This is a genomic window from Dyella sp. AtDHG13, from assembly GCF_003201105.1.
GTDB classification, from domain to species: Bacteria; Pseudomonadota; Gammaproteobacteria; order Xanthomonadales; family Rhodanobacteraceae; genus Dyella; species Dyella jiangningensis_B.
Genome location: NZ_QICJ01000004.1, coordinates 149649 through 172849, shown reverse-complemented (window position 1 = coordinate 172849; position 23201 = coordinate 149649). Strand labels below are relative to the sequence as shown.

The window sequence follows — 23201 nt, the reverse complement described above, 5'->3', positions numbered from 1 at the left end:
CGGCTTACTTCTGTTCGGTTTCGTGCTGGCTCTGGTTCTGCGTGCTGGCCGGCGGCGGATCGGCGCGCAGGCGCTCGTTGGGGTCGCCGGGCTTGGCGGCTTCGTCGCCGTCCAGGCCCTTCTTGAAGTCGCGCACGGCGCCGCCCAGGTCGGAACCGATGTTGCGCAGCTTCTTGGTGCCGAAGATCAGCACGACCACGACCAGCAGGATGAGTAGATGGGTAATGCTCATGAAAAGGGACCTCAGGAAGGAAAGCGGCGGAACGAAACCGTCACGCTGCCGCGCCGCCGCTCCACATCATCGCTGAGTGTACTCCTCAAGGCGATCCCTGAAATCGACCACCTGTGACGGAACATTGCTCACGCCGCCCTCGAAGATGCGGCGCGGGGTGATGCCCTTGCCGTAGATAGCCTCGTTGGCGTCGTAGTCGATGCGCAGGGCCGAGCCGTCCAGGGCCACGCCGGCGAACAGGCCGCGCGAGCGGGAATAGGAGTAGATCTCGGCCTTGAAGTCGCTGTCGGTGGAGGCCTGGGCGGTGCGGCCCACCGGGCCGGCCGCGGCGGCGGCGTCCGCGCCCAGCGTGAATTTGCCGTTGACGATCTGATCCACGCCGCGGTCGGTGCGGAACACCAGGATCACGTCGGTGGACGAGGCGCCGGCCTGGAAGCCCACGCTGCCGCCGGTCATGGTGATGAAGCTGGGATTGGACCAGGTGCCGTCCGCGCCCTTGACCGAGATCAGGCCCTCGCCGCGGCGGCCGCCGAACACGAAGCCCACCTTGAGCAGGTCAGGGATCACGGCGATGGCCTTGGCCTGCTTGAGCAGGTCGGTCGGGATCGACTTGTCCGGCGCTTCCATGATGTCGTTCAACACGCGCACGGCGTTCTGGGCGCGCACCAGCGGCGGATCCTCCGCGTGAGCGGCCATGGCCGGCATCAGCAGGACCAGGGCGGCGAGCAGCAGGCGATGCAGCGACGTTTTGATCATGACGACTCCTGTGCAGATATTCGGTGCGGCGGCCTGCGGCGATCCTCGCCACGGCGAGGCCGAAGGCTTGTGGCAGACTGCGCAGCGGTTCTCACCGTCAGCGCCACGATGCCACGCAGCCATGACTATACCGGCGTTGCCGGTCCATCCCGTGACCAGCCCGTTCAGGCTGCAGTGCTCTTGGTGAACCTCGGCACACCGGAAGCGCCCACCGCCAGTGCCGTTCGTCCCTATCTCGCCGAGTTCCTGGGCGATCCGCGCGTGATCGATTATCCGCGCTGGCTGTGGTGGCTGATCCTGCACGGCGTCATCCTGCGCGTGCGGCCGGCGCGCTCCGCGCACGCGTACCAGCGCATCTGGACGCCGCAGGGCTCGCCGCTGCGCGTGGGCAGCGAAGCGCTCGCGGCGCGCCTGCAGGAGAAGCTGTCGGAGGCATGCAACGAGCCCGTCCGCGTGGCGCTGGCGATGCGCTATGGGCAGCCCTCCGTACCGTCGCAGATTGAGCGCCTGCAGCGCGAAGGCGTGCGCCGCCTGCTGGTGCTGCCGTTGTATCCACAATACTCCGCCACCTCCACCGGCTCGGTGATCGACGCCGTGGCCGAGGCGATGCGCTCGCTGCGCTGGCCGCCCGAATTGCGCCTGATCAACGATTACCACGACGACCCGGCGCACATCGACGCGCTCGCGCGCAGCATCGAGCAGTGGTGGTCAACGCACGGGCGCGGCGAGAAGCTGCTGCTCTCCTTCCATGGCATTCCGCAGCGCTACGTGCGCGAGGGCGATCCCTATTTCGAGCAATGCCAAGCCACGGCGCGCGCATTGCGCCAACGGCTGCAACTGGACGAGTCGCAGCTGCTGATGAGCTTCCAGTCCCGCGTGGGACGCGAGCAGTGGCTGCAGCCGTATACCGACGCCACGGTGCGCGAGCTGGCGGCCAACGGAGTGAAGACGCTGGACGTGGCCTGCCCCGGCTTTGCCGTGGACTGCCTGGAGACACTGGAAGAAATCGCCATGCAGAACCGCGACTTCTTCCGCGAAGCCGGCGGCGATGAGCTGCGCTACATCCCGGCCTTGAACGACACGCCCGCGCAGGTCGACAGCCTCGCCGCACTGGTGATGCGCCACGCCGGCGGCTGGAAGGAATTCGCGCCGCGCACCGGTGCCAGCCTGTGAGCGCTCCGGTCGAACGCGACGTGCGCCTGCCGCATCTGCGCCTGAGCGCGCAGGTGTGGGGCGACGAGGCCGCGCCGCCGCTGCTGGCCTTGCATGGCTGGCTAGACAACGCGTGGAGTTTCGCGCGGCTCGCGCCGCTGCTGGCTTCGCGCTGGCAGGTGATTGCGCTGGAGCTGCCCGGCCACGGCCATTCCGATCATCTGCCTCCGGGCATGGCCTACCACTTCGTGGACTATGTGCGCGCCGTGCTCGACGCCATCGATGCGCTGGGCTTCGAGCGGCTGCACCTGATGGGCCACTCGCTGGGCGCCGGCATCGCCTCGCTGGTGGCCGCCGCCAAGCCCGATCGCATCGATCGCCTGCTGCTGATCGAAGGCCTGGGCCCGATCGCGGACGACGCCCACCACACACTGCGCCATTTCCGCGACGCCATGGCGAGCACGGCCACCGGGCGCTCGTTGCGCGCGTTCCCCTCCATCGACATGGCCATCAGCGCCCGCACGCTGGCCAGCGGCCTGCCCGCCGAACAGGCGCGCCCCATCGTGGAGCGCGGCCTGCGCAAGACCGACCACGGCTGGCACTGGCGCAGCGATGCGCGGGTCAATCGCCCGTCGGCCGTGCGCCTGGCGGAAGCGCAGGTGCGCGATCTGCTGCGCGGCATCGAGGCGCCCACGGCGCTGCTGCTCGCGCAGCCGGACACGCCCTACCTGCCCGGCATGCGCATGCGCGAGCGCGCCGCCTGCGTCGGCGACATCGCGGTGACGCACTTGGAAGGCGGCCACCATCTGCAACTGGAACACCCCGACGCCGTGGCGGCCTGGGCGAACGCGCACCTGGACGGCCGCGCCGCCTGAGCCGCGCGCGGGATGGCCTGACCGACGGCACATGCCCTGGCGCGCAGGCGGCCTAGACTCATCGCCATGCAGCATCTACAGCGCGCCAACTACGGCCAGCCCGCGCAACTGCGGCAGCTCGCCGGCCTGCAGATTTCCGCAACGCCGTATGCGGGCGGCAGCGCCTTGCCGTGGCACGAGCACGACGAAGCCTACCTGTGCCTGGTCGCCGCCGGCCGCTACACGCAACAGTCGAGCGGCAGCGACGTGGATTGCCAGCCCGGCCTGCTGCTTGCGCATCCGCAAGGCCATCGCCATGCCAATCGCTTTGGCCCATCGGGTGCGCGCTGCATCAGCATCTTTCTCGGCGACGCGTCCAACGATGGCGTGTCGCGTCTGCTAGGCGAACACCGGCAACTGCGACTGCCCGAAGCCGACCGCCTGTTCGCCCGTATCGAACGCGAACTGTGCGCCACGGACGATGCCGCCGCACTCGCACTGCATGCGGCCGTGCTCGAACTGGTGGCGTCGGCGTGCCGCGCCGACGGCGAGCGCCGCCCGGCATGGCTGCAACGCGTGCTCGATCGCCTGCACGACGATCCGCTCGCCACGCCCTCACTGCACGAACTGGCGGCGCTGGCCGGCGTGCATCCCTCCCACCTGGCGCGCAGTTTCCAGCGTGCGCAGGGCACGTCGGTGGGCGAGTACCAGCGCGGGCTACGCATCGCGCTGGCGCGCAAGGCGCTGGCGGAAGAACGCCACTCCATCGCCGACGTCGCCGCCATGGCGGGCTTCCACGACCAGAGCCACTTTGCCCGCGTGTTCCGCCGCATGACCGGCGAGACGCCGCGTGACTACCGGCACAGGCTGCAAAACGCGTCCTGATTCGCAACGCGCGTCCTAGACCGGTTGCGACGGCTGGCGGACCATGACGCCACCCGACCACGGAGTGTCCCCATGCCGAACCGCGCCCGTCCCCTGCTTGGCCTGCTGCTCGTCGGCGCCCTGAGCCCGGCGCTTGCCGCTTCCGGCGACAGCGCCGCCGTGCTGGACAGCCTGCGCCAGGCGGCCGGCGGCGCACGCTGGAACGAAGTGGCCGGCCTGCAGGCCAGCGGCACGGAAGACAGCGACGGGCTCAAGGGCCCCTGGCAATTCGCCGTGGACCTGCACAGTGGCCAGTACCTGTCGCGCACGCGCAATGAGATGTTCGGCTCTGCCCAGGGCATCGACGGCCAAGGCCAGTGGCGCGAGGACATCACCGGCATGGTGCATCCGCTCGATTCGGACGAGGCGCGCACCGTGGCCGCCACGGAGAGCTGGCTGCACCGCTTCGGCTATCTCGACCCGCGGGACCAGGCGCGCTATCGCCGCCTGCCCGACGCGCAGGAGCAGGGCCGCAGCTTCCAGCGCCTGGATGCCACGCCGGTGGGCGGCCGCACCGTCACCTTGTGGATCGATGCATCCACGCATCGCCTGGATCGCGCGGTCTACGCCACCTCGTTCCTTGTCGCCACCGAGCGCTACGGCGACTACCGCAACGTGGACGGGCTGCAGCTGCCCTTCCGCGTCGCCAACTCCCGCGCCAATCTTGCCGGCAACAGCGACGGCGAAGCCGTGGACACCGTCGAGCAGTACCGGCTGTGGTCCAGCGTTCCCGCCGCGGCGTTGCAACGCCCCGACGGCAAGGTGCGTGACGTGACCATGGCGAATGGCGCGCGCGAAGCGACGACGCCCATGCGTGTGGAAGGCGGCATCGTGATGGTCGATGTGAGCATCGACGGGCGACCGCCGATGCCCTTCATCCTGGATACCGGCGGCCACGCCATCCTCACCAGCGACGCCGCCAAGCAGATGGGTTACCGGACGCAGGGCCAGGGCGTGAGCGGCGGCTCGGGCTCCGGCACCATGAGCACGTCATACACGAAGGTGCACGACACCGCGCTGGGCAACGCGCACGTGCGCGACCTCACCTTCACGGTGCTGCCCTATCCCTTCGGTTTCTATGAGCGCGGCAACGACACGCCCATCGCCGGCATTCTCGGCCTGGAGATGTTCGAGCGTTTTGCGATCACCTTCGACTACGACCATCACCGCCTGCGGCTCCAACCCTACGACCAGGGCGAGGCACCGCCCGCCGCGAAGGGTGACGCGATAACGCTACGCTTCACCGACGACATGCCGCTGGCGCAAGCCCAGCAGGACGGCCATACCGGCATGTTCGGCATCGACACCGGCAACGCCGGCTACGTGCTCACCTTTCCGCAGTGGGCCGAACGCAACGGCATCGCCAGGCACTACGAAGCGGGCTTGCCGATTCCCACCGGCGGCGTGGGCGGCCTGTTCACCGCGCACGTTGCGCACGCAAGCAGCTTCACGCTAGGCACGCAGACCATGGACAACGTAGTGGCCATGCTCACTCGCGCCGACGCCGGCGCCACCGGCAACCCGAGCGAAGCGGGCAATATCGGCCAGGACATCCTGTCGCGCTTCAACGTGCACTTTGATTACCGCCGCCAGCAGATGGTGCTGATGCCGCGCGCGAGCACACCCGAATGGAACTACGGCATGGCAGGCTTCCGCGCCGAGAAGAACCAGGATCGCCCCGACCGCTTCAACGTCATCAACGTGATGCCCGACAGCCCCGCGCAGAAGGCAGGCCTCAAGCAGGGCGACGCCATCGTGGCGGCCAATGGCAAGCCGGCCCGCGCGCTGAGCTTTGGCCAGCTGCGCGACCTGAGCAGCCATCTGCCCGAAGGCACGCCGCTGACGCTGACCCTGGCGGACGGGCGCGACATCACCATGACGATGCGCGATGTCGCGCCGCGTTGAAACGGGTTAGCGGGTGCGGCCGCCGTCGGTCATGTCGCGGGTGCGGAACATGGTGGCCCAGCGCAGCGTCACCGGTTCTTCCTGATAAGCCGTGCCCGGCGCATTCTTGGCCTGCTGCTGCACGATGCGCAGGCGGCCGCTGAGGTTGCGCTGGTCCACCGTATGGATGGCGACGGAGCTGCAGTCGTGTGTGGCGCCCGCCTCCACCGAGACGATGCGGTTACCGGAGAGCACCGGCTGCGGACACGCATCGTCGGTGGTGACCAGCCAGATGTCCTTGTGCGAACCGTCCACGGTATACACCGCGATGCGATGATCGCCGAGCGGATCCACGCTGGTGACCGTGGCCGTGTCGGCGATGCCATCCACCGCATGGCCGGCCGACTTGATGTAGGCATCGCGTTCGGCGGCCTGAGCATCCTTCTGCGGACCTGCCACGGCGGCACTGCCTGCGACCAGCCAGGCCACGCAGGCCAGACCCCACACCTTACCCTTGCGTATCTTCATGACGACGCTCCCTGGGACGATGGACAGGTTTTCGTTCTACAAGCCCTGTCGCCCAGGATCAATCGGCGGCGCGTGAAGATTCCTTCATGTGCCGCCGCAAGGATCACGGCTTGGCCAGGCCCAGCGTCTCCAGACCCTGCTCGAAGGTGATGTCCACCGGGATCTTCGCCCGGTCCAGCCGCTTGAGGTCGCCGGCGAGCGTGGCATCGACGTTGCCCATGCTGTCAGTGAGCTGCTTGGCGGCGGCGTAGTCGCCATCGCCCTGGATGGTGAGCAACTTGGCGGAGAGCGCATTCATCGCGGCGGTCATCTTGTCGAAGTCCACGCGATAGCGACCGGTGGCGGCGTCACGCGTGAACGCACCCTGCTGCTGGAAGAAGTTGAAGCGCACCATGTTGGCCGTGGCGTGCGCGTCGCTGGCGCCGAAGCGCACGGAACGCAGGATGCCGGCGAGGAAGGTGACGTAATTGTCCATCAGCTTCGCCTTGTCCAGCTCGCCCCTGCCAGCCAGCTTGGTCACCATGTAGAGCCCCAGGATGTCGGCCTTGCCCTCCTCGAAACTGGACGCCTGGTCCTTCAGCGCCGTGCGCACCATGCCCTTGCCGTCGAGCGTGTTCTTGATGCCCAGGCCATGCGCCACCTCGTGGAACATGGTGTTCTCGAAGAACGCGTCGAAGGTGAGGTGCGACTGCTGGTCGTCCGCGATCAGCTCCTTCGCGATGGGCAGCATGATCTTGTCGAACTTCGCCTGCATCACGTTTTCCAGCTGCAGGCGGCGCGTGCCCTTCTTCAGCTGCACCTCTTCGTCGTTGGGAAGATTGATCGCGATGGTCTTGGCGCCGACGTTGGCATCGCCCGCGTAATACACGGCGAAATAGGCGTTGAGGTCCGCATCCGAACCCGGCTTCTCGGCCTTGTACTTGTCGTCCACCGGCAGCTCGCGCTGCAGTTCCGGCAGGTACTTGGCGAAACGCGCAAGCTTGGTGCTCCACGCCTGATCCTTCACCAGCACGTAGCTCTCGTAGCTGGCCTTGTAGCCGAACAGCTGGTCCTCATAGGTCTCGATGGGACCGATCACGATGTCGACCGGGTTGTTCTTCATCGACATCCAGGCGAAATCGCTGGAGCGGTAATCGTCACTGAGCAAGGCATCGGCGCGCTTCTTCAGGTAGCCGGCGAACTCCTTGTCCGCCGAAAGATCCGCCGCCTGCCGCAGCAGGCCAGCGGCACGCTCCAGATCCGCCTTGTACGCCTCGTGATAAGGCACCGTCACCAGCTTGCCCTGCGCATCGCGACGCAGCAGCGTATAGAGGCCGGTCTTGTCCTTGAGCTCAGCCTTGTCGAACTCGTCCTTGCTCATGTCCGCCGGATAGAACTGCGCACCCGCCGGGCGCGGCCCCACGCCGGCCACGAACGGCTGGTCGTTATCCAGGCGATCCCACGGGCCGTAGTTGATCTCAGCGAAGCGACGCGTCACGTCATCGGGAATCCGCGCCATCAACGCCGCCTTGTCGCCCCACGACTGCTGCCAGTAGATGTCGTTGGTGACATCCGCCGCTTCGATCAGCAACGCGATCATCCGCTTCTGCTGGTCATCGAAACTCGACAGATCCGCCGTGAGCTTGACCGATGCGACATTAGCCATGCGCTGCTCGGCAATCTCCGCATCCGTGGACGGCGGCGCCATCGCGGGCGCAGTGCTGGCCGGCGCAGGTGCTTCGGCCTGCTGAGTGGGCGCGCTGCTGTCGTGAGAACTGCAGCCGGCCAGGATGGCGATAAGGCTCAGGGCGAGGAGATGGCGGCGCATAGGAGTTTCTCGGGATGAAAAACATGATGGTAGCGCGACGAGCAGAGACGTTGGCTTGCAGCCACGGCGCGATGTGCCGCGCAGCGGCACGAGCCGTCGGCTTTTGACTTTGGGCTCTTGATCTTCCGGGTCCCCGTATGAGGCGGCGGGCGGGTGGAGGAACAGCCCGAAGGGTGGCCGGCATGGATGCCGGCCAGTTTGGCGTCAGGGCAGGATGCCCTGTCGACAAACCCCGCAACCCGGCCGCGGACCTATCGGGCTTCAGCCCGATAGGCGCCGATTCCGGGGGGCCCTTCTCTTTGGTTACTTTCTCTTGGGCAAGCAAGAGAAAGTGACCCGGCCTCCGGCAGGAGGTCGGAACGCCCGCCGCGGAGGCGGCCAGGTTGCGGAAACGCCAAAAAAGAGCCGACCAAACTCCACGCGACAACCGAGCAAAAAGTCACTGGATGACTCGCTTCGCTCGCCCCTTCGGGGCCGCCCTACGGGCGTTCTGCGCGCTTCGCGCTTGTCCGGCCTACGCCGGGATGACGGTTCTTTTGAGTCACTGGATCCCTGCCCTTGCAGGGGTGACGGGTTACTTTGAGGTAATGAGGCAAGTGAGGCGGCAAGACACCTCACCCCGAAATCGCCAACCTCTCCGACTGATACAACCGCGCCGTCGCCAACACCCCCACCAACGCCGCCACCAGACTCCCAACCAGACACAACCCCAACTGCTGCGCCGTCACCCCATCCCCACGCAGCAACTGCATGATGCCCAGGTGCTGCCCGAGCAGCGGCACCGCATACATCCAGTCCTGTGCCTTGATGGGCATGGTGGAGAGCAGGATGCTCGGCAGCACCGGCACGAACATCAGCAGCGACAGATAGGTCTGCGCTTCGCGATAGCTCTTGGCGAAGGCCGCCACCATCGACTGCAGCGCGGCCAGCAACGCGATCAGCGGCACCATCAGCAGCAGCACCTGCCCGCCGAAGCGCGGACCGAGATCCAGCTCCATGCCGAGTTTCTCGGTGGGAATGAAACGCCCCACCACGCTGAAAGCCAGCAGGCTGATCAGCAGGCTCGCGGCCGCGAACGTGCAGATGGCCGCCAGCTTGCCGGCGAGGATCTTCCAGCGCGGCACTGGATTGGCGAACAGCGGCTCCAGCGACTGGCGCTCGCGTTCGCCCGCCGTGAGGTCGATGGCCAGATACATGCCGCCCATGAACACGGTGAGCACGAAGAAGTACGGCAGGATCGAGAACACCAGCGCCGCGCGCGCCTGCGCCGTGGCCTGGTCGCGCCGGGCGGCCTGCACCGGCCACGCCGTGCTGGGCGAGAGCCCGCGCGATACCAGCCGCATGGCGCCTTGCTGGCGCGCGTAGGTTTCCACCACCTGCGACACGCGCTCCACCGAGGCGTTGGCGTCGCGCTGCGAGGAGTCGTAGATCAGCTCCACCTGCACGGCTTCGCCCTTGCGCCATGCGGTGGCGTAGTCGGGCGAAATGCGCAGCACGACGTCCGCGTCCTGCTTGCGTACGGCCAGTTCCGGATCGGCGATGGCCGGCCTGGGCACGATGCCTTCGGCTTTCAGCGCGTTGATCAGGTTGGGTGCGTTCTCCGCGCCGATCACCGGCACGGGCAAGGGATTTTCCGCCTTGTCGAACTGCCGGTTGAGCGTGATGTTGAGCATCATCACCAGGATCAGCGGGCCGAGCAGCGGGCCGGTGAGGAAGGCGCTGATGATGGTGCGGCGGTCGCGCAGGTTTTCCTTCACCTCCTTGAGGAAGACGGTGACGAAAGCGTGCGCGCGGGCGATGGGAGCGGCGGTGCGGGCGTTCATGCGGCGAGCCCCTCTTCGCTGCCGATGATCTTGACGAAGGCGTCCTCGAGGTTCGATTCGCCCGTCTGCTCGCGCAGCGCCTGCGGCGACTCATCGGCGACGACGCGGCCGTTGGCGATGACCACGATGCGATCGCACAGCGCGGCCACCTCCTGCATGATGTGGCTGGAGAACAGCACGCAGCGCCCCTCGTGCTTCAGGTGCTGCATGAACTGGCGCAGCGCGCGCGTCGCCATCACGTCGAGGCCGTTGGTGGGCTCGTCGAGGATGACGTTGCGCGGATCGTGGATGAGCGCGCGCGCAATGGCCGTCTTTACGCGCTGGCCCTGCGAGAAGCCCTCGGTGCGGCGATCGCCGATGTCTTCCATCTCCAGTGCCTTCACCAGCGCCTCGCGCCGCTCGGCGATCACATCTTCGGGCAGGCCGTGCAGGCGCGCGAAGTAGTCGATGTTCTCGCGCGCGGTGAGGCGCTTGTACAGGCCGCGCGCATCCGGCAGCACGCCGAGTTGGCGCCGCACGGCGAGCGCGTCCTCCGCGGCGTCGATGCCGTCCACCAGCACCTGCCCGCGGTCGGGTTTCATCAGCGTGTAGAGCATGCGCAGCGTGGTGGTCTTGCCGGCGCCGTTGGGGCCCAGCAGGCCGGTGATCTCCCCGTCGCGCGCGGTGAAGCTGACGCCGTCCACGGCTTTCACGGTGCCGAACGCCTTGTGCAGATCCTTCACCTCGATCATGGCGTGGCTCCGTTGAAATCGATGAACGTGGGCGTGGCCTGCACGCGCTTCAGGCAGGTGGCGTCCAGCGTCTTCGGGGAAAGATCCTCGATGAAGTGCTTGACCACCTGCGGCGCGCAGCCGGTGTTGATCACGTTGTGGCCCTGGCCGGTGAGCACCAGGTGGCGCGCATTGGACAGGTTCTTCGCCACCTCGTCGCCGTAGCGCGGCGGCGTGACGGGATCGAGCTGGCCGGAGAACAGCAGCGTAGGCGTGTCGGTTTTCAGCGGCTGGTGGAAGTCCGCCGGGCGCGTGCCCTTGGGCCACACCGCGCAGGTGTTGCGCAAGGTGTCGACCATGCGCGTGCCCAGGATGGTGTGCACGTCCGCGTCAGCCGGTACCAGCAGGTCCGCGTCCTCGCTGCAGATCACGGACAGCTGCATGCCGCCGTTCATGGTGTCCGAAAGATCGCCCGACAGCAGCTTGGCCTGCCCCAGCAGCGGGCCGACGTCACCGTGCGCCGCCGCATCGATGGACAGCGGCAGCAGCGCGGCCGTCAGCGGCGAGTATGCGAACATGCGCACCACGCTGGCCAGCGAGTATTCGCTCAAGGTGCGCTGCACGCTCTGGTAGGTCTGCGGATCGCGGAAGCTGACCTTGTGCGGGTTGGCGCGCAAGGCGTCGCGCAACTGGTAAAGCGTCTGGTAGGGATCGCCGAAGCGCTTGCGGCACGCCTCGTTCGCGGTGCATTGCGCGAACTGCGCCTTCAGGGCGTCATCGAGGTTGCGCGCAAAGTCCTGGCCCAGCACCAGCTCGTTCGGCACCACGCCGTCCAGCACCAGGCTGCGCACGGCGGCGGGGTAATGCATCGCATACTGCTGCGCCATGCGCGTGCCGTAGGACACGCCGACCAGGTCGAACGTCGGCGAACCCAGCGCCTTGCGCACGTCTTCCAGGTCCTGCGCGGCGATGGTGGTGGTGTAGTAGCGCGGGTCGGCCTTGTCCTGGAGCTGTTTCAGGCAGCGCTCGGTTTCCCGCTTCTGGCGCTCGGGGCTGGCGTCGATGTCTTCGGTGCCGCCTTCGGTGCCTTCGCCTTCGTCCTTGCAGGTGAGCGGGTTGGAACCGCCCGTGCCACGCTGGTCCAGCAACACCACATGGCGATGCGCGGTGAGCGGCTGCAGCGCGGTCGACACGCCGGGCCACGATTCGGTGGCGGCCTGCCCCGGGCCACCGGCCAGCATCACCAGCATGTCCTTGCTGGCGACCTGCGCGCTGCTGCGGATCACGGCCAGCTTGAGGCGGATCTTGCGGCTGTGTGGATCGTCGCGGTTCTCCGGCACCTCGAACGGCGCGCACCACGCCGCGGTGGACAGACCGCTGTTGGGCTGGCCCAGTTCGCACGGCGCCAGCGTCAACGCGCCGAGTTTCCACGTCTGCGGCTGGGCCGGTGCGGCGGGCCTGGCGGTGGATGTGGCCGCGGTGTCGGCGGTGCTGTCGGTGTCGATGGACGGCGGATGGAAATGCTTCCACCCCAGTACCGCCAGTGCGACGACCACCACGCCTATGCGGAAGGCCGTTCGGCCCTTGATTGCCATGAGTGCTCTCCCTCACTCCATTGGGTGTCTCGATACCGAAGGCGCGGTGGGCGGCTCCGGCTCGAAGATCGATTCGATGGACAGACCGAACAGCCGGGCGATCTTGAACGCCAGCGGCAGGCTTGGATCGTACTTGCCCGTCTCGATGGCGTTCACCGTCTGGCGCGATACGTCCAGGCGTTCGGCAAGGTCCGCCTGCGACCAGCCATGATCGCCACGCAGTTCACGGATACGGTTGTTCATTCGCGGCGGGCGCGCCAGACCAGGTAACCGCGCACGGCGCCATAAACCAGGCAGAGGGCCGGGTACACGAAGAGCAGCACGAAGGTGCCGTCCAGCACGAAGATCTTCGCCGCGCCGAGGAACCCCAGCGCCATGCTCACCACGCCGACGACCGATGCGCTGATGGCGATGGCCTCCAGATGCTGGCGGCGCTCCAGCTCGTCACTGGCCAGCACATGGCGAATGCACGCCACGATCACCCAGCCGATCGGCAGCATGGGCGACAACACCAGGGCCGTCTTGAGCGCGCCGGGCGCCATGCCCTTCTGCAGCGGCCACGCGTAGAGCATCACCACCATGTAGACGAGCATGGCCGGCATGAATTCGCGCACGTAGCGGCGATCCGCGGCGCGGCAGCGTTCGCGGCCGACGGCGCGGCCCAGGTAGACCAGGAAGGGAAGCCCCACGGCGAACACCGCCAGCCCCAGCAGCTTCATCAGCTGCCCGTCCCGGATCATCAGCCAGAAGCTGGCCGCCAGCAGGCCATAGGCAACGGTGAGCGCGCCCCAGCGCGCCCAGGCAGGCCACAGCTCCATCTGTGAAAGGCGTGCGCCCAGGTTGGACCCGTTGGCCGCGCTCACGGGGCGCTCCCCATCTTGGCTCCACGTTCCATGCCGCCTCCCCGCCACATGTCAAGTTACCTTGACAGCAAGGCTAATCGCGCCCACAAAAGGTGTCAAGCACCCTTTACACGGGCAAGGGTATCGGCCGGGCTGTCGTGAAACTTGAGAAATCCGAGCGTAGGAACATTCCTAAAATGTGACGCAATTTGCACATTGCCCACCTTCAGGACAGCCGGAAGTGACCCTCTGCGGCTCACCTGCCCATTACTAAATTTTAACGATTACCTCTCATTTCTGAGTCGCATCGCCATTTCGACGGAGCCGCTCGGGTTGGCATGGGGGTTGCTTAGTGCCGGGTAAGCCACCGGCGCCGGCCAGACGAAGCCGACCCGGGAGCCAAAACAGCGCAATCGGGGGGGCGATGTCCCATTTGGTCCGGAAGCGCACAAGTCGTTGGTTTTATCCATTACGTCTGACAAAGGACATCGTATGAACAAGCTGCTTCTCTCTGCCGCGCTGATCGCCGGCGTGGCCGTGGCCGGCACCGCTTCCGCGGTGGACGGCACCATCAACATCACCGGCAACATCAACGCCTCCACCTGCCAGATCAACGGCGGCGCCAGCCCGGCCACGATCAACGTGACCCTGCCGACCGTGTCGACCACCTCGCTGAACGCCGCGGCCGCCGTCGCCGGCCGCACCCCGTTCGCCATCGCCCTGACCGGCTGCGGCTCCCTCACCAAGGCCACCACGTTCTTCGAGCCGGGCCCGACCGTGATGGCCGACGGCAACCTGAAGAACTCCTCCGGCACCGCGACCGGCGTGGAAGTGCAGTTGCTCAACAGCGACTTCTCCACGATCAAGCTCAACGGTGCCAACGGCGCGCAGAACTCGGCCCAGATCTCCCTGGCCAGCGGCGCCGGCACGCTGAACTACTACGCCCAGTACTTCGCCACCGCCGCCGCCGGCGCCGGTACGGTGAGCACCAGCGTCCAGTTCACGATGCTCTACCAGTAAGTCGCGACACGCGCCGGAGCCGCCTGGCTCCGGCGCATTCCCGCTGACGACATCAGCGGCCCTGCTCCCATCGAGGTTGTCCCCATGAGGAAGTTTGTCTGCGCAGTCGGCGCGGGCCTGCTGGCCCTTTGCCTCAGCGCTCCCCAGGCTCAGGCCAACGTGTTGATCGGCGGCACCCGCGTGGTGTTTCCCGCGAAGGACGGCGAAGTCACCGTCCGCCTCACCAACGACAACGACCACCCCGTGCTGGTGGAATCGTGGATCGACCGTGGCGACGTGCATTCCACGCCCGAGTCGGTCGACGTGCCGTTCCTGATCACGCCTCCGCTGTTCCGCATGGAGCCGAAGAAGGAACAGAGCCTGCGCATCGTCTTCACCCACGAGCAGCTTCCGGCCGACCGGGAATCGCTGTTCTGGCTCAACGTGCTCGAAGTGCCGCCCAAGCCCACCGGCCCGCAGGCGGAAGGCCAGAACCTGCTGCAGCTGGCCCTGCGCTCGCGCCTGAAGCTGTTCTACCGTCCCGCCGGCCTGCAGGGCGATCCGCTCAAGGCGCCGGGCTCGCTTACCTGGAAGATCGTGGCCGACGGCCAGGGCTTTGCGCTCCAGGCGCACAACCCGACGCCCTACTACGTGACGATCTCCGAACTGTCCGTCGCCAGCGGCGGCAACAACATCGGCGCCGAGCTCGGCATGGTCGCGCCGCTGTCTGATCTGCGCCTGCCGCTGCATGGCAACCAGAAGCCGGCCGCCGGCAGCCAGGTCTCGTACTCGGCCATCAATGACTACGGCGCTGGCGACAGCTACAAGGGCACGGTGTCGCCGTGACGAACCCGCGCGCCCGCCACCACCAGCACGCGAGCACCCACGGACGTTCCGTGGGCGCCCGCGCCGTGCTGTGCGTGGCCATCGCCGGCGCGCTGTTCGGTGCCTACGCCCCCGCCCATGCCGCGGCGGCCGCCGCCTCCGGGGCCGACGCCTCGGCCGCGGTCGACGCCAACTTCGACCGCAGCCTGCTTTCCGGCGCAGGCAACAACACCGACGATCTTTCGCGCTTCGAGCGCGGCAACGTGGTGATGCCGGGCGTGTACCGCACCGACATCTTCGTCAACAACGCCTGGGTGGGCCGCGGCGACGTGCGCTTCGCCTCGCCTACGCCGAACGCACCGGCCGTGCCCTGCCTGACCAAGGCGATGTACGCGCAGTTCGGCCTGCCACTGCAGAAGCTCAGCGCGGAACAGCAGGCCAGATTGACCAACGACGCCGGCAGCTGCCTGGTCATCGGCGACCTCATTCCCTCCGCCACGATGACCTTCGACCAGCCGAACCTTCGCCTGGACGTGAGCATTCCGCAGGCATGGCTGGGCACGCATGCGCGCGGCTACGTGAGTCCTGAGAACTGGGATCGCGGCGTGAACGCCGCGCTGCTCAACTACAACTTCAACAGCTACCGCAACCACAGCAACGGCGTCACGCAGACCTCCTCATTCCTGGGCTTGAACGCCGGCATCAACCTTGCCGGCTGGCAGCTGCGCAACGATTCCACCGTGGTGATGCAGTCCGGCGCGGCCGGCACGCGCTCGACCACGCACTGGCAGAACATCGACACCTACCTGCGTCGCGACATTCCGTCGCTGCGCTCGCAGCTGACCATCGGCGATTCGTACACCAGCGGCGACCTGTTCGACGCGGTGAGCATCCGCGGCGTGCAACTGGCCACCGATGACCGCATGCTGCCCGACTCGATGCGCGGCTACGCGCCGACGGTGCGCGGCGTGGCCGAAACCAATGCCAAGGTCACGGTTCGCCAGAACGGCGTGGTGCTGTACGAAACCACGGTGGCGCCGGGTCCGTTCACCATCAGCGACCTCTATGCCACCGGTTACGGCGGCGACCTGGCCGTGACCGTCACGGAGGCCGATGGTCGCGTGCGCTCCTTCGCGGTGCCCTATGCATCGGTGCCGCAGCTGCTGCGTCCGGGCGTGATGCGTTTCTCCATCGCCGCCGGCGAACTGCACGACGCCTCGATCCATGCGCATCCAGCGCTGGTCGAAGCCACCCTGCAGCGCGGCCTCACCAACCTGATTACCGGTTATGCCGGCGTGGTGGGCGCGAACGGCTACGCGGCCGTGCAGATCGGCTCGGCGCTCAACACGAAGTACGGTGCGTTTGCCGTCGACCTGACCGACGCGCGCACGCAGATCCCCGGCCAATCAAGCCAGAACGGCCAGAGCGTGCGCCTGAGCTACAGCAAGATCCTGCCGGACACCAACACGTCGCTGACCGTCGCCACCTACCGCTATTCCACCAGCGGCTACCTTGGCCTGCGCGATGCGATGACCCTGCGCGACATCGCCAACGGCTATCGTTACATCGACCCGACCACGCAGACCACGATCGACGGCGTCAACACGACCAACCTGCTGACGCCGGATCAGATCCGCGCGCTGCAGGGCAACCAGGGCAACTTCAGCACCTACACCAGCCAGCTCGACCGCCAGCGCAGCCGTTTCGACATCAGCCTGAACCAGCGCCTGGGCGATCATGGCGGCACGGTATTCGTCACCGGCTCGGCCATCGATTACTGGAACCGCAACGGCACTGACGTGCAGTTCCAGGCCGGCTACAACAATACCTTCCACCGTCTGAGCTACACCATCTCGGCCACGCGCACGCGCGATGCGTTCTCGCGCGCGAGCAACCAGGTGTTCGCCAGCTTCACGCTGCCGCTGGGCAGCGCCATGCACGCGCCGAACTTCGGCGCCAATGTCACGCACGACAGCACCGGCCACACGCTGGACCAGGCCACCATCAACGGTACGCTGGGCGTGGACAACCAGTTCAGCTACGGCGCCACCGCCTCGCACGACAATGGCGCGGGCGATGGCAACAGCGCTGGCAACGCGGGCACGGTCTACGCCGGTTATCGCAGCCCGTTCGCGCAGATCAACGGCAGTGTCGGCGCCGGCAAGGGCTACTCGCAGGCATCGCTGGGCCTGGCCGGCGCAGTGGTGGTGCACCCCGGTGGCGTCACCTTCGGCCTGCCGATGGGCGACACCGTGGCCGTGGTCGAGGCCAAGGATGCTGCTGGCGCACGCGTGCTCAACGCGTCGGGCGTGCGCATCGACCGCTTCGGCTATGCGCTCATCCCGTACATGACGCCGTACGGACTCAACACCGTGCAGATCGACCCGAAGGGCCTGCCGCTGACCGTGCAGCTGGATGCCACCAGCGCCCAGGTCGCGCCGCACGCCGGCTCGGTGGTGATGGTGAAGTTCAAGACGGAATACGGCCGCACGGTGCTGCTGCGCATCCGCCAGTCGGACGGCAAGACCATTCCGTTCGGCGCGGAGATCGTGGACGAGAAGAACCAGTCGGTCGGCCTGGTCGGCCAGGGCGGTCGCGCGCTGGTGCGCGGCGCCAAGGACGAGGGCCGCCTCAACGTGCAGTGGAAGCTCGAGGACAGCTCGGCCATGCGCTGTGGCTTCTCCTACACGCTCAAGCCGGTCGACAAGAAGGACGCGACGACCACCAACCTGCAAACTGTCGATGCCACCTGCACGCCGGTCGCCTCCATCGGAAATGCTCCATGAGCCCTGTCCGCATCACTGCCGTACTTCTGCTGCTGGCGCTGTCCCTGCTGCCGCTCTCCGCGTTCGCTTCGTGTTCGTTGTCGGGCGGCAAGGAGACGGTGAACATGACCTTGCCCGCCACCATCACCATCGATCCGACCTCACCGGTGGGTACGGTGCTCGCCACGTCGTCGCCGGGCAATCCCAGCCCCAATACGTCGCAAGTGACCTGCAACAACACCACCAACGTGGGCGTGATCAATCTGGTGGGTGGCCAGCCGGTCGGTAGCTCGACCATTTTCCCGACCGGCGTGGCCGGCGTGGGTTATCAGATCCTGCATCCGGATACGAACTACATCCTGCCGCCCTGGGGCTACGACAGCATCGGCTCGGGCACGTACACGCTGTCGGTGGGTTCGGCGGTGCAGCTGGTCAAGACGGGCCCGATCACGGCGGGCTCCACGCTGTCTTCGGGCACGCTGGGCTACTGGCAGTACCAGGGCTCCCGCAACACGCTGCGCACCGAAGATTTCGTCCTCAGCAACAACGTGAAGTTCGTGGCGCCCACGTGCACCGTCGCCACGCCGAGCATCGCGGTGACCCTGCCCACCGTGTCGACCCGTTCGCTGACCAGCACCGGCGCCGTGTCGGGCGCCACCGCGTTCACCATCGGCCTGACCTGCAGCGCCGCCGCGTCCGGCCAGACCATGGCCATCGAGATCGACGCCTCCCGCGCCGTGCCGCCGGGTACCACGGGCGTGCTCACTTCCACCGGCTCTGCCGGCAACGTCGGCGTGCAGCTCATCGACAGCTCGTTCAAGGCCGTGTCGCTGGGCACGCCGGTCACCGTGGGTACGACGCCTACGGGTGCGTACAACCTCACCTATTACGCGCAGTATTACGCCCTGGCCAACAGCACCACCGCGGGCACGGTTTCCGCGACGGCCACCTTCACCATCAGCTACCCCTAGCCCCGGCACGCACGCTCGCGCTCAAGTAACGCGAGATGGCGTCGATACATCAATCGTACGCTTGAGTGACCAGGTTCACGTGGGCGTCCTCATGACCCGAGGCCTTCACGTAAGCGGAAAAATAGCTGGCCAGACGATCGGCACTCAGCGCAGATCCATCCAGCGGTTCCACCGTCAACGTGTAGGACGTGGGTGCGGTGCGCGCATTGGCGCCAGACGAACCGGCGCAGTCGAACCGCTGATGCGAGGGTGACGCCGTCATCGCGGCCACGTTGCCGGTGCCGGCGGCGCACGTCGGCGCCACCACCGCTCCGGAGAACGTGATCGTCCCGCCGTCCGCATGCGCCAACGGCGCGCCCAGTGCCAAGGCGGCGGCGATGCATCCCATCCAGGTCCAGCGAATCCAGCCCTTCATAAATGCCCCTTCCCGCACCTCCTTCGGAAAGAGGAGGCACTGACGGGTCTATCGGCGTGGGTTTCCGGGGCTTGATATCGGAATCCCGGGCACACTCTCAGAGCGTGAACCAAATCACACTTTCAGCGCACCCCACGAAGGGCATACGTAGAACTACTTTGGGAAGCGGCGAAGGGCATCGCCTGGGCTGACCCGTTTAGCGGCCGGGCGCCGCCGAACTTGAGGGCCTTGTTGCGCAACCGTTTAGGAAACCCATCCTCGACTCAACGTGAGGACACGTACTTCTCGCGGCGGATGTGCATCACCGGCAGGCCGAAGTCCTTCAGCGCGGTAAAGGCCGCATCGACCATGTTGGGGTTGCCGCACAGGTAGGCGATGTCCCGCTCGGCGCTGGGCGCCAGCTCCGCCAGCACGTTCTGCACGTGGCCCGGGCGGTCGTTGGGCCGGGGCACGCCGCGCTGCTGGCGGCTCAGGCAGCCATAGAAGTGAAAGCCGGGGTTGGCCTGGGCGAAGGCTTCGAACTCGTCGCCGTAGAGCAGCTCGGTTTCGTTGCGCGCGCCGTACAGCAGCACCACTTCGCGGCCCTGCTTCACCAGCTCGGCGATCTGCGGAAGCATGGCGCGGTAGGGCGTGACGCCGGTGCCGGTGGCCAGCAGCAGGTAGCGCGCATTGGTGTCGCCGGTCTGCAGCACGAAGCGGCCATACGGCCCGCTGGCGCTGATTTCGCCGCCGATCGGCAACTCGCCCAGCAGCTTGGTGGCGGCGCCGCCCTCCACGTAGCTCACGGCGATCTCGATGCGCTGCACCGGCGAGGTGCCATCGCCCACGGTGCCCACCGAGTAGCTGCGCTTGGTGGCCGTGCCGTCCTCGTAGTGGAAGTGGATCTGCAGGAACTGCCCCGGCGTGAAGGCCAGCGGCTGCCCGTCGGCGCGCTCGAACGCCATGTGCCGCACGGTGGGCGCCAGCATGGTGGAGTCGACGAGACGGAGCTGGAAATGGTCGGCCATGGGTTTTCCGGGGGGTAACGCAAGGGAAGCCCGTTTGTGAACGGACCGGTATGGGAAGCCACGTATAATAGAAGGCTGGCCCCTTCGGTGCAGCCCATGTCCCCCAGTTCAACTCCCGCGCTGGTCGTCGAAAACCTGCGCAAGACCTACAGCAACGGCGTCGAGGCCCTCAAGGGCATCAGTCTCACGGTCCAGCCCGGCGATTTCTTCGCCCTGCTCGGCCCCAACGGCGCCGGCAAATCCACCCTCATCGGCATCCTGTCCTCCCTGGTGAACGCCACCAGCGGCGACGCGCAGGTCTTCGGCGTGTCGGTCAACAAGCAGCGCGGCAAGGCCATGCAGCTCATTGGCCTGGTGCCGCAGGAGATCAACTTCAACCAGTTCGAGAAGCCGTTCGACATCTGCGTGAACGAGGCCGGCTTCTACGGCATCCCGCGCAAGATCGCCATGGAGCGCGCGGAGAAGTACCTCAAGGAGCTGCGGCTGTGGGACAAGGCCCAGCACCAGGCGCGCATGCTCTCCGGCGGCATGAAGCGCCGCCTGATGATCGCCCGCGCGATGATGAACGAGCCCAAGCTGCTCATCCTGGACGAGCCCACCGCGGGCGTGGACATCGAGATCCGCCGCTCCATGTGGCAGTTCGTCAGCGGCATCAACGCGGCCGGCACCACGGTGATCCTCACCACGCATTACCTGGAGGAAGCCGAGCAGCTGTGTCGCAACATCGCCATCATCGACCACGGCACCATCGTGGAAAACACCTCGATGAAGCGCCTGCTGGCCTCGCTGGACGTGGAAACCTTCGTGCTCGACGTGAACAACCTGCCGGCCGACCTGCCGGCCATTCACGGCATCACGCTGCGCCGCATCGACGACCACACGGTGGAAGCGGAAATGTCCCGCTCGCACGACCTCAACTCGCTGTTCGCGGGCCTGACCGAGCGTGGCGTCACGGTGACGTCGATGCGCAACAAGACCAACCGGCTGGAGGAACTGTTCGTCCGCCTGGTGGAACATGGCCGCCAGGATCAGGGCCGCAAGGACAGCACGGAGAAGGCCGCATGAACGCCGCAGGCAACCTCGTCGCACTCAACACCATCGTCCGCCGCGAGATCGTGCGCATCATGCGCATCTGGACGCAGACGCTGATCCCGCCGGCCATCACGATGACGCTGTACTTCGTGATCTTCGGCAAGCTGATCGGTAGCCGCATCGGCCAGATGCACGGCTTCACCTACATGCAGTACATCGTGCCCGGCCTGGTGATGATGAGCATCATCACCAACAGCTACGGCAACATCTCCAGCTCGTTCTTCGGCGCCAAGTTCAGCCGCGCCGTGGAAGAAATGCTGGTGTCGCCCATGCCCAACTGGGTGATGCTGCTGGGCTACGTGATTGGCGCCGTGGCGCGCGGCCTGGTGGTCGGCGCGCTGGTGCTGCTGATCGCGCTGTTCTTCACCGACCTGCACGTGGCCCACCCGGTCATCACTTTCCTCTCGGTGCTGCTGGGCGCGACGATCTTCTCGCTGGCCGGCTTCGTCAACGCGGTGTTCGCCAAGAAGTTCGACGACATCGCCCTGGTGCCCACCTTCGTGCTCACCCCGCTGACCTACCTGGGCGGCGTGTTCTACTCGGTGGACCTGCTCAGCGAACCGTGGCGCAGCATCTCCCTGGTCAACCCCATCCTGTACATGGTGAACGCGTTCCGCTTCGGCGTGCTCGGCGTGAGCGACGTGCAGATCGGCGTGGCCTTCGCGGTGATGCTGGCATTCGTCATCGGCCTGGCCGCCGTGGCGCTGCACCTGCTCAAGCGCGGCGTGGGCATGCGGTCCTGAGGGCAGAAAATGGTGGGGAGAAGTGAGGAGTGAGAGAAGGCACTCTCGCTCTCTCTCACTTCTCACTTCTCTTTACTCACTCCTGACTCTATGCGCGTCAACAAATACATCAGCGAAGCCGGCATCTGCTCCCGCCGCGAGGCGGACGAGCTGCTGCTGGCCGGCCGCGTCACCATCAACGGCGAGGTCGTGACCACCGGCGCGAAAGCGCTGGAGGGCGACGAGGTGCGCGTGGACGGCGAAGTCGTCAAGGCGCGCGTCCTCGCGGCCACGCCATCGGCCAAGCGAGCGGTCTACATCGCGCTGAACAAGCCGGTGGGCATCACCTGCACCACCGACCAGACGGTGAAGGACAACATCGTCGATTTCGTCGACCACCAGGAACGCATCTTTCCCATCGGCCGCCTGGACAAGGATTCCGAAGGCCTGATCCTGCTCACCAGCAACGGCGACATCGTCAACGAGATCCTGCGTTCGGAGAACAACCACGAGAAGGAATACCTCGTGGCGGTGAACAAGCCGGTCACCGACGAATTCCTGCAGGGCATGGCGCGCGGCGTGCGCATCCACGGCCAGATGACCAAGCCGTGCAAGGTGCGCAAGATCGCCAAGTTCGGCTTCGCCATCATCCTCACGCAGGGCCTGAACCGGCAGATCCGCCTGATGGCGGCGGCGTTCGGCTATCGCGTGACGCAACTGCGGCGCGTGCGCATCATCAATGTGAAGCTGGGGCATCTGAAGCCCGGGCAGTGGCGCAATCTCACCGACGCGGAGCTGAAGGGGCTGCTGCCTCAGCGTACGCAGTGGTAGTAAATGTTTGGGAGAGAGGTTTTCTCTCTTGTAGCCTGTTCAAAATCTCGCGTGAGCACTTGCATCCCTCACCGTCATTCCGGCGAAAGCCGGAATCCAGCGACTTTACATACCGCAGGCAAAAAGCCAAAAGGCACTGGATTCCGGCTTTCGCCGGAATGACGGTGAGGAAATTTGATCCTGCCTGAGATTTTGAACGGGTTCCTGGATCGCCAGGACGGTGCTTACCTGGCGATGAGGCTAGGTTGGCCCCTCACCCCCAACCCTCCCCTCGCTACTCGAAGCCGCAGCCATCCATGGCTGCTCCTTGCGTGCCCCCGGAGGGAGAGGGAGCAGAACGCGCCCTTCGCCAACTCGTCACAATGACGCGCTGCATCGCAACATCCACACGTCCGCCAGGTTGATCCAACCGCGAGGCGGCACCAAGAAGTCTCGTAATGCACCCGCACAAACCGTTACAGGCTCAC

21 protein-coding genes and 1 pseudogene are annotated in these 23201 nt (G+C 66.5%); 11 read left to right on the top strand and 11 right to left on the bottom strand.

Going from position 1 to position 23201, the window contains the following annotated elements:
* Positions 1-4 precede the first annotated feature (4 nt).
* Positions 5-232 (bottom strand): Sec-independent protein translocase subunit TatA, encoded by a 228-nt coding sequence (gene tatA, locus BDW41_RS09215; protein WP_074548129.1) that lies wholly within the window; start codon positions 230-232, stop codon positions 5-7.
* A 66-nt stretch (positions 233-298) separates the two neighbouring features.
* On the bottom strand, positions 299-988 hold the full coding sequence (locus tag BDW41_RS09210) for a lipid-binding SYLF domain-containing protein (protein WP_074548128.1): 690 nt from the start codon (positions 986-988) through the stop codon (positions 299-301).
* A gap of 108 nt (positions 989-1096) precedes the next feature.
* Between BDW41_RS09210 and hemH the strand changes: the two genes are divergently transcribed.
* The 4 genes from hemH (at position 1097) to BDW41_RS09190 (ending at position 5823) form a co-directional block, all read left to right on the top strand.
* Entirely contained in the window at positions 1097-2161 is a 1065-nt protein-coding gene (gene hemH, locus BDW41_RS09205; protein ID WP_074548126.1) for a ferrochelatase, read from the top strand.
* Positions 2158-3015: an alpha/beta hydrolase gene (locus tag BDW41_RS09200; protein ID WP_074548124.1), complete on the top strand. Its 858-nt coding sequence runs from the start codon at positions 2158-2160 to the stop codon at positions 3013-3015. The genes hemH and BDW41_RS09200 overlap by 4 nt, the downstream gene beginning before the upstream one ends.
* Before the next feature lie 66 nt (positions 3016-3081).
* A complete protein-coding gene (locus tag BDW41_RS09195; protein WP_074548122.1) occupies positions 3082-3879 on the top strand; it encodes an AraC family transcriptional regulator in 798 nt (265 codons plus the stop codon).
* Positions 3880-3951: 72 nt separating this feature from the next.
* Positions 3952-5823 carry an aspartyl protease family protein gene (locus BDW41_RS09190; RefSeq protein WP_074548120.1) on the top strand — a complete coding sequence of 624 codons (1872 nt, stop codon included), beginning with the start codon at positions 3952-3954 and terminating at the stop codon, positions 5821-5823.
* A 6-nt stretch (positions 5824-5829) separates the two neighbouring features.
* On the opposite strand, the gene BDW41_RS09185 is transcribed toward BDW41_RS09190, so the two are convergent.
* The 7 genes from BDW41_RS09185 to BDW41_RS09155 form a co-directional block, all read right to left on the bottom strand.
* Complete coding sequence (locus BDW41_RS09185; RefSeq protein ID WP_074548118.1) at positions 5830-6330, bottom strand: DUF6491 family protein; 501 nt, start codon at positions 6328-6330, stop codon at positions 5830-5832.
* A gap of 103 nt (positions 6331-6433) precedes the next feature.
* Positions 6434-8137: a Zn-dependent hydrolase gene (locus tag BDW41_RS09180; RefSeq protein ID WP_074548116.1), complete on the bottom strand. Its 1704-nt coding sequence runs from the start codon at positions 8135-8137 to the stop codon at positions 6434-6436.
* A gap of 614 nt (positions 8138-8751) precedes the next feature.
* Positions 8752-9960, bottom strand: a complete 1209-nt coding sequence (locus BDW41_RS09175) for an ABC transporter permease (RefSeq protein WP_074548114.1) — start codon at positions 9958-9960, stop codon at positions 8752-8754.
* Positions 9957-10691 (bottom strand): ATP-binding cassette domain-containing protein, encoded by a 735-nt coding sequence (locus tag BDW41_RS09170; RefSeq protein ID WP_074548112.1) that lies wholly within the window; start codon positions 10689-10691, stop codon positions 9957-9959. The genes BDW41_RS09175 and BDW41_RS09170 overlap by 4 nt, the downstream gene beginning before the upstream one ends.
* Positions 10688-12265, bottom strand: coding sequence for an alpha/beta hydrolase (locus BDW41_RS09165; RefSeq protein WP_074548110.1), 1578 nt, complete (start codon positions 12263-12265; stop codon positions 10688-10690). Before BDW41_RS09165 ends, BDW41_RS09170 begins: the two co-directional genes overlap by 4 nt.
* Before the next feature lie 12 nt (positions 12266-12277).
* The gene (locus tag BDW41_RS09160; protein WP_199535311.1) at positions 12278-12508 is read right to left on the bottom strand and encodes a helix-turn-helix transcriptional regulator; all 231 of its coding nucleotides are present in this window, start codon (positions 12506-12508) and stop codon (positions 12278-12280) included.
* The gene (locus BDW41_RS09155) at positions 12505-13128 is read right to left on the bottom strand and encodes a hypothetical protein (RefSeq protein WP_083337622.1); all 624 of its coding nucleotides are present in this window, start codon (positions 13126-13128) and stop codon (positions 12505-12507) included. The genes BDW41_RS09160 and BDW41_RS09155 overlap by 4 nt, the downstream gene beginning before the upstream one ends.
* A 471-nt stretch (positions 13129-13599) precedes the next feature.
* Between BDW41_RS09155 and BDW41_RS09150 the strand changes: the two genes are divergently transcribed.
* From BDW41_RS09150 to BDW41_RS09135, 4 genes are all read left to right on the top strand, one after another.
* Positions 13600-14127: a fimbrial protein gene (locus tag BDW41_RS09150; protein ID WP_074548108.1), complete on the top strand. Its 528-nt coding sequence runs from the start codon at positions 13600-13602 to the stop codon at positions 14125-14127.
* 84 nt (positions 14128-14211) lie between these two features.
* Positions 14212-14952: a molecular chaperone gene (locus tag BDW41_RS09145; RefSeq protein ID WP_074548106.1), complete on the top strand. Its 741-nt coding sequence runs from the start codon at positions 14212-14214 to the stop codon at positions 14950-14952.
* The gene (locus BDW41_RS09140) at positions 14949-17717 is read left to right on the top strand and encodes a fimbria/pilus outer membrane usher protein (protein ID WP_074548104.1); all 2769 of its coding nucleotides are present in this window, start codon (positions 14949-14951) and stop codon (positions 17715-17717) included. Before BDW41_RS09145 ends, BDW41_RS09140 begins: the two co-directional genes overlap by 4 nt.
* Positions 17714-18667, top strand: coding sequence for a fimbrial protein (locus BDW41_RS09135; protein ID WP_074548102.1), 954 nt, complete (start codon positions 17714-17716; stop codon positions 18665-18667). The genes BDW41_RS09140 and BDW41_RS09135 overlap by 4 nt, the downstream gene beginning before the upstream one ends.
* Before the next feature lie 49 nt (positions 18668-18716).
* On the opposite strand, the gene BDW41_RS09130 is transcribed toward BDW41_RS09135, so the two are convergent.
* A complete protein-coding gene (locus BDW41_RS09130) occupies positions 18717-19082 on the bottom strand; it encodes a hypothetical protein (RefSeq protein WP_074548100.1) in 366 nt (121 codons plus the stop codon).
* A 263-nt stretch (positions 19083-19345) separates the two neighbouring features.
* Positions 19346-20089, bottom strand: coding sequence for an FAD-binding oxidoreductase (locus BDW41_RS09125; protein WP_074548098.1), 744 nt, complete (start codon positions 20087-20089; stop codon positions 19346-19348).
* Between the two features lie 96 nt (positions 20090-20185).
* On the opposite strand from BDW41_RS09125, the gene BDW41_RS09120 reads away from it, so the two are divergent.
* From BDW41_RS09120 to rluF, 3 genes and pseudogenes are all read left to right on the top strand, one after another.
* Complete coding sequence (locus BDW41_RS09120) at positions 20186-21154, top strand: ABC transporter ATP-binding protein (RefSeq protein ID WP_074548096.1); 969 nt, start codon at positions 20186-20188, stop codon at positions 21152-21154.
* Complete coding sequence (locus BDW41_RS09115; RefSeq protein ID WP_074548094.1) at positions 21151-21924, top strand: ABC transporter permease; 774 nt, start codon at positions 21151-21153, stop codon at positions 21922-21924. The genes BDW41_RS09120 and BDW41_RS09115 overlap by 4 nt, the downstream gene beginning before the upstream one ends.
* An 87-nt stretch (positions 21925-22011) precedes the next feature.
* Positions 22012-22734, top strand: a pseudogene (rluF, locus tag BDW41_RS09110) (23S rRNA pseudouridine(2604) synthase RluF); the annotation flags it as partial.
* Between the last annotated feature and the right edge of the window lie 467 nt (positions 22735-23201).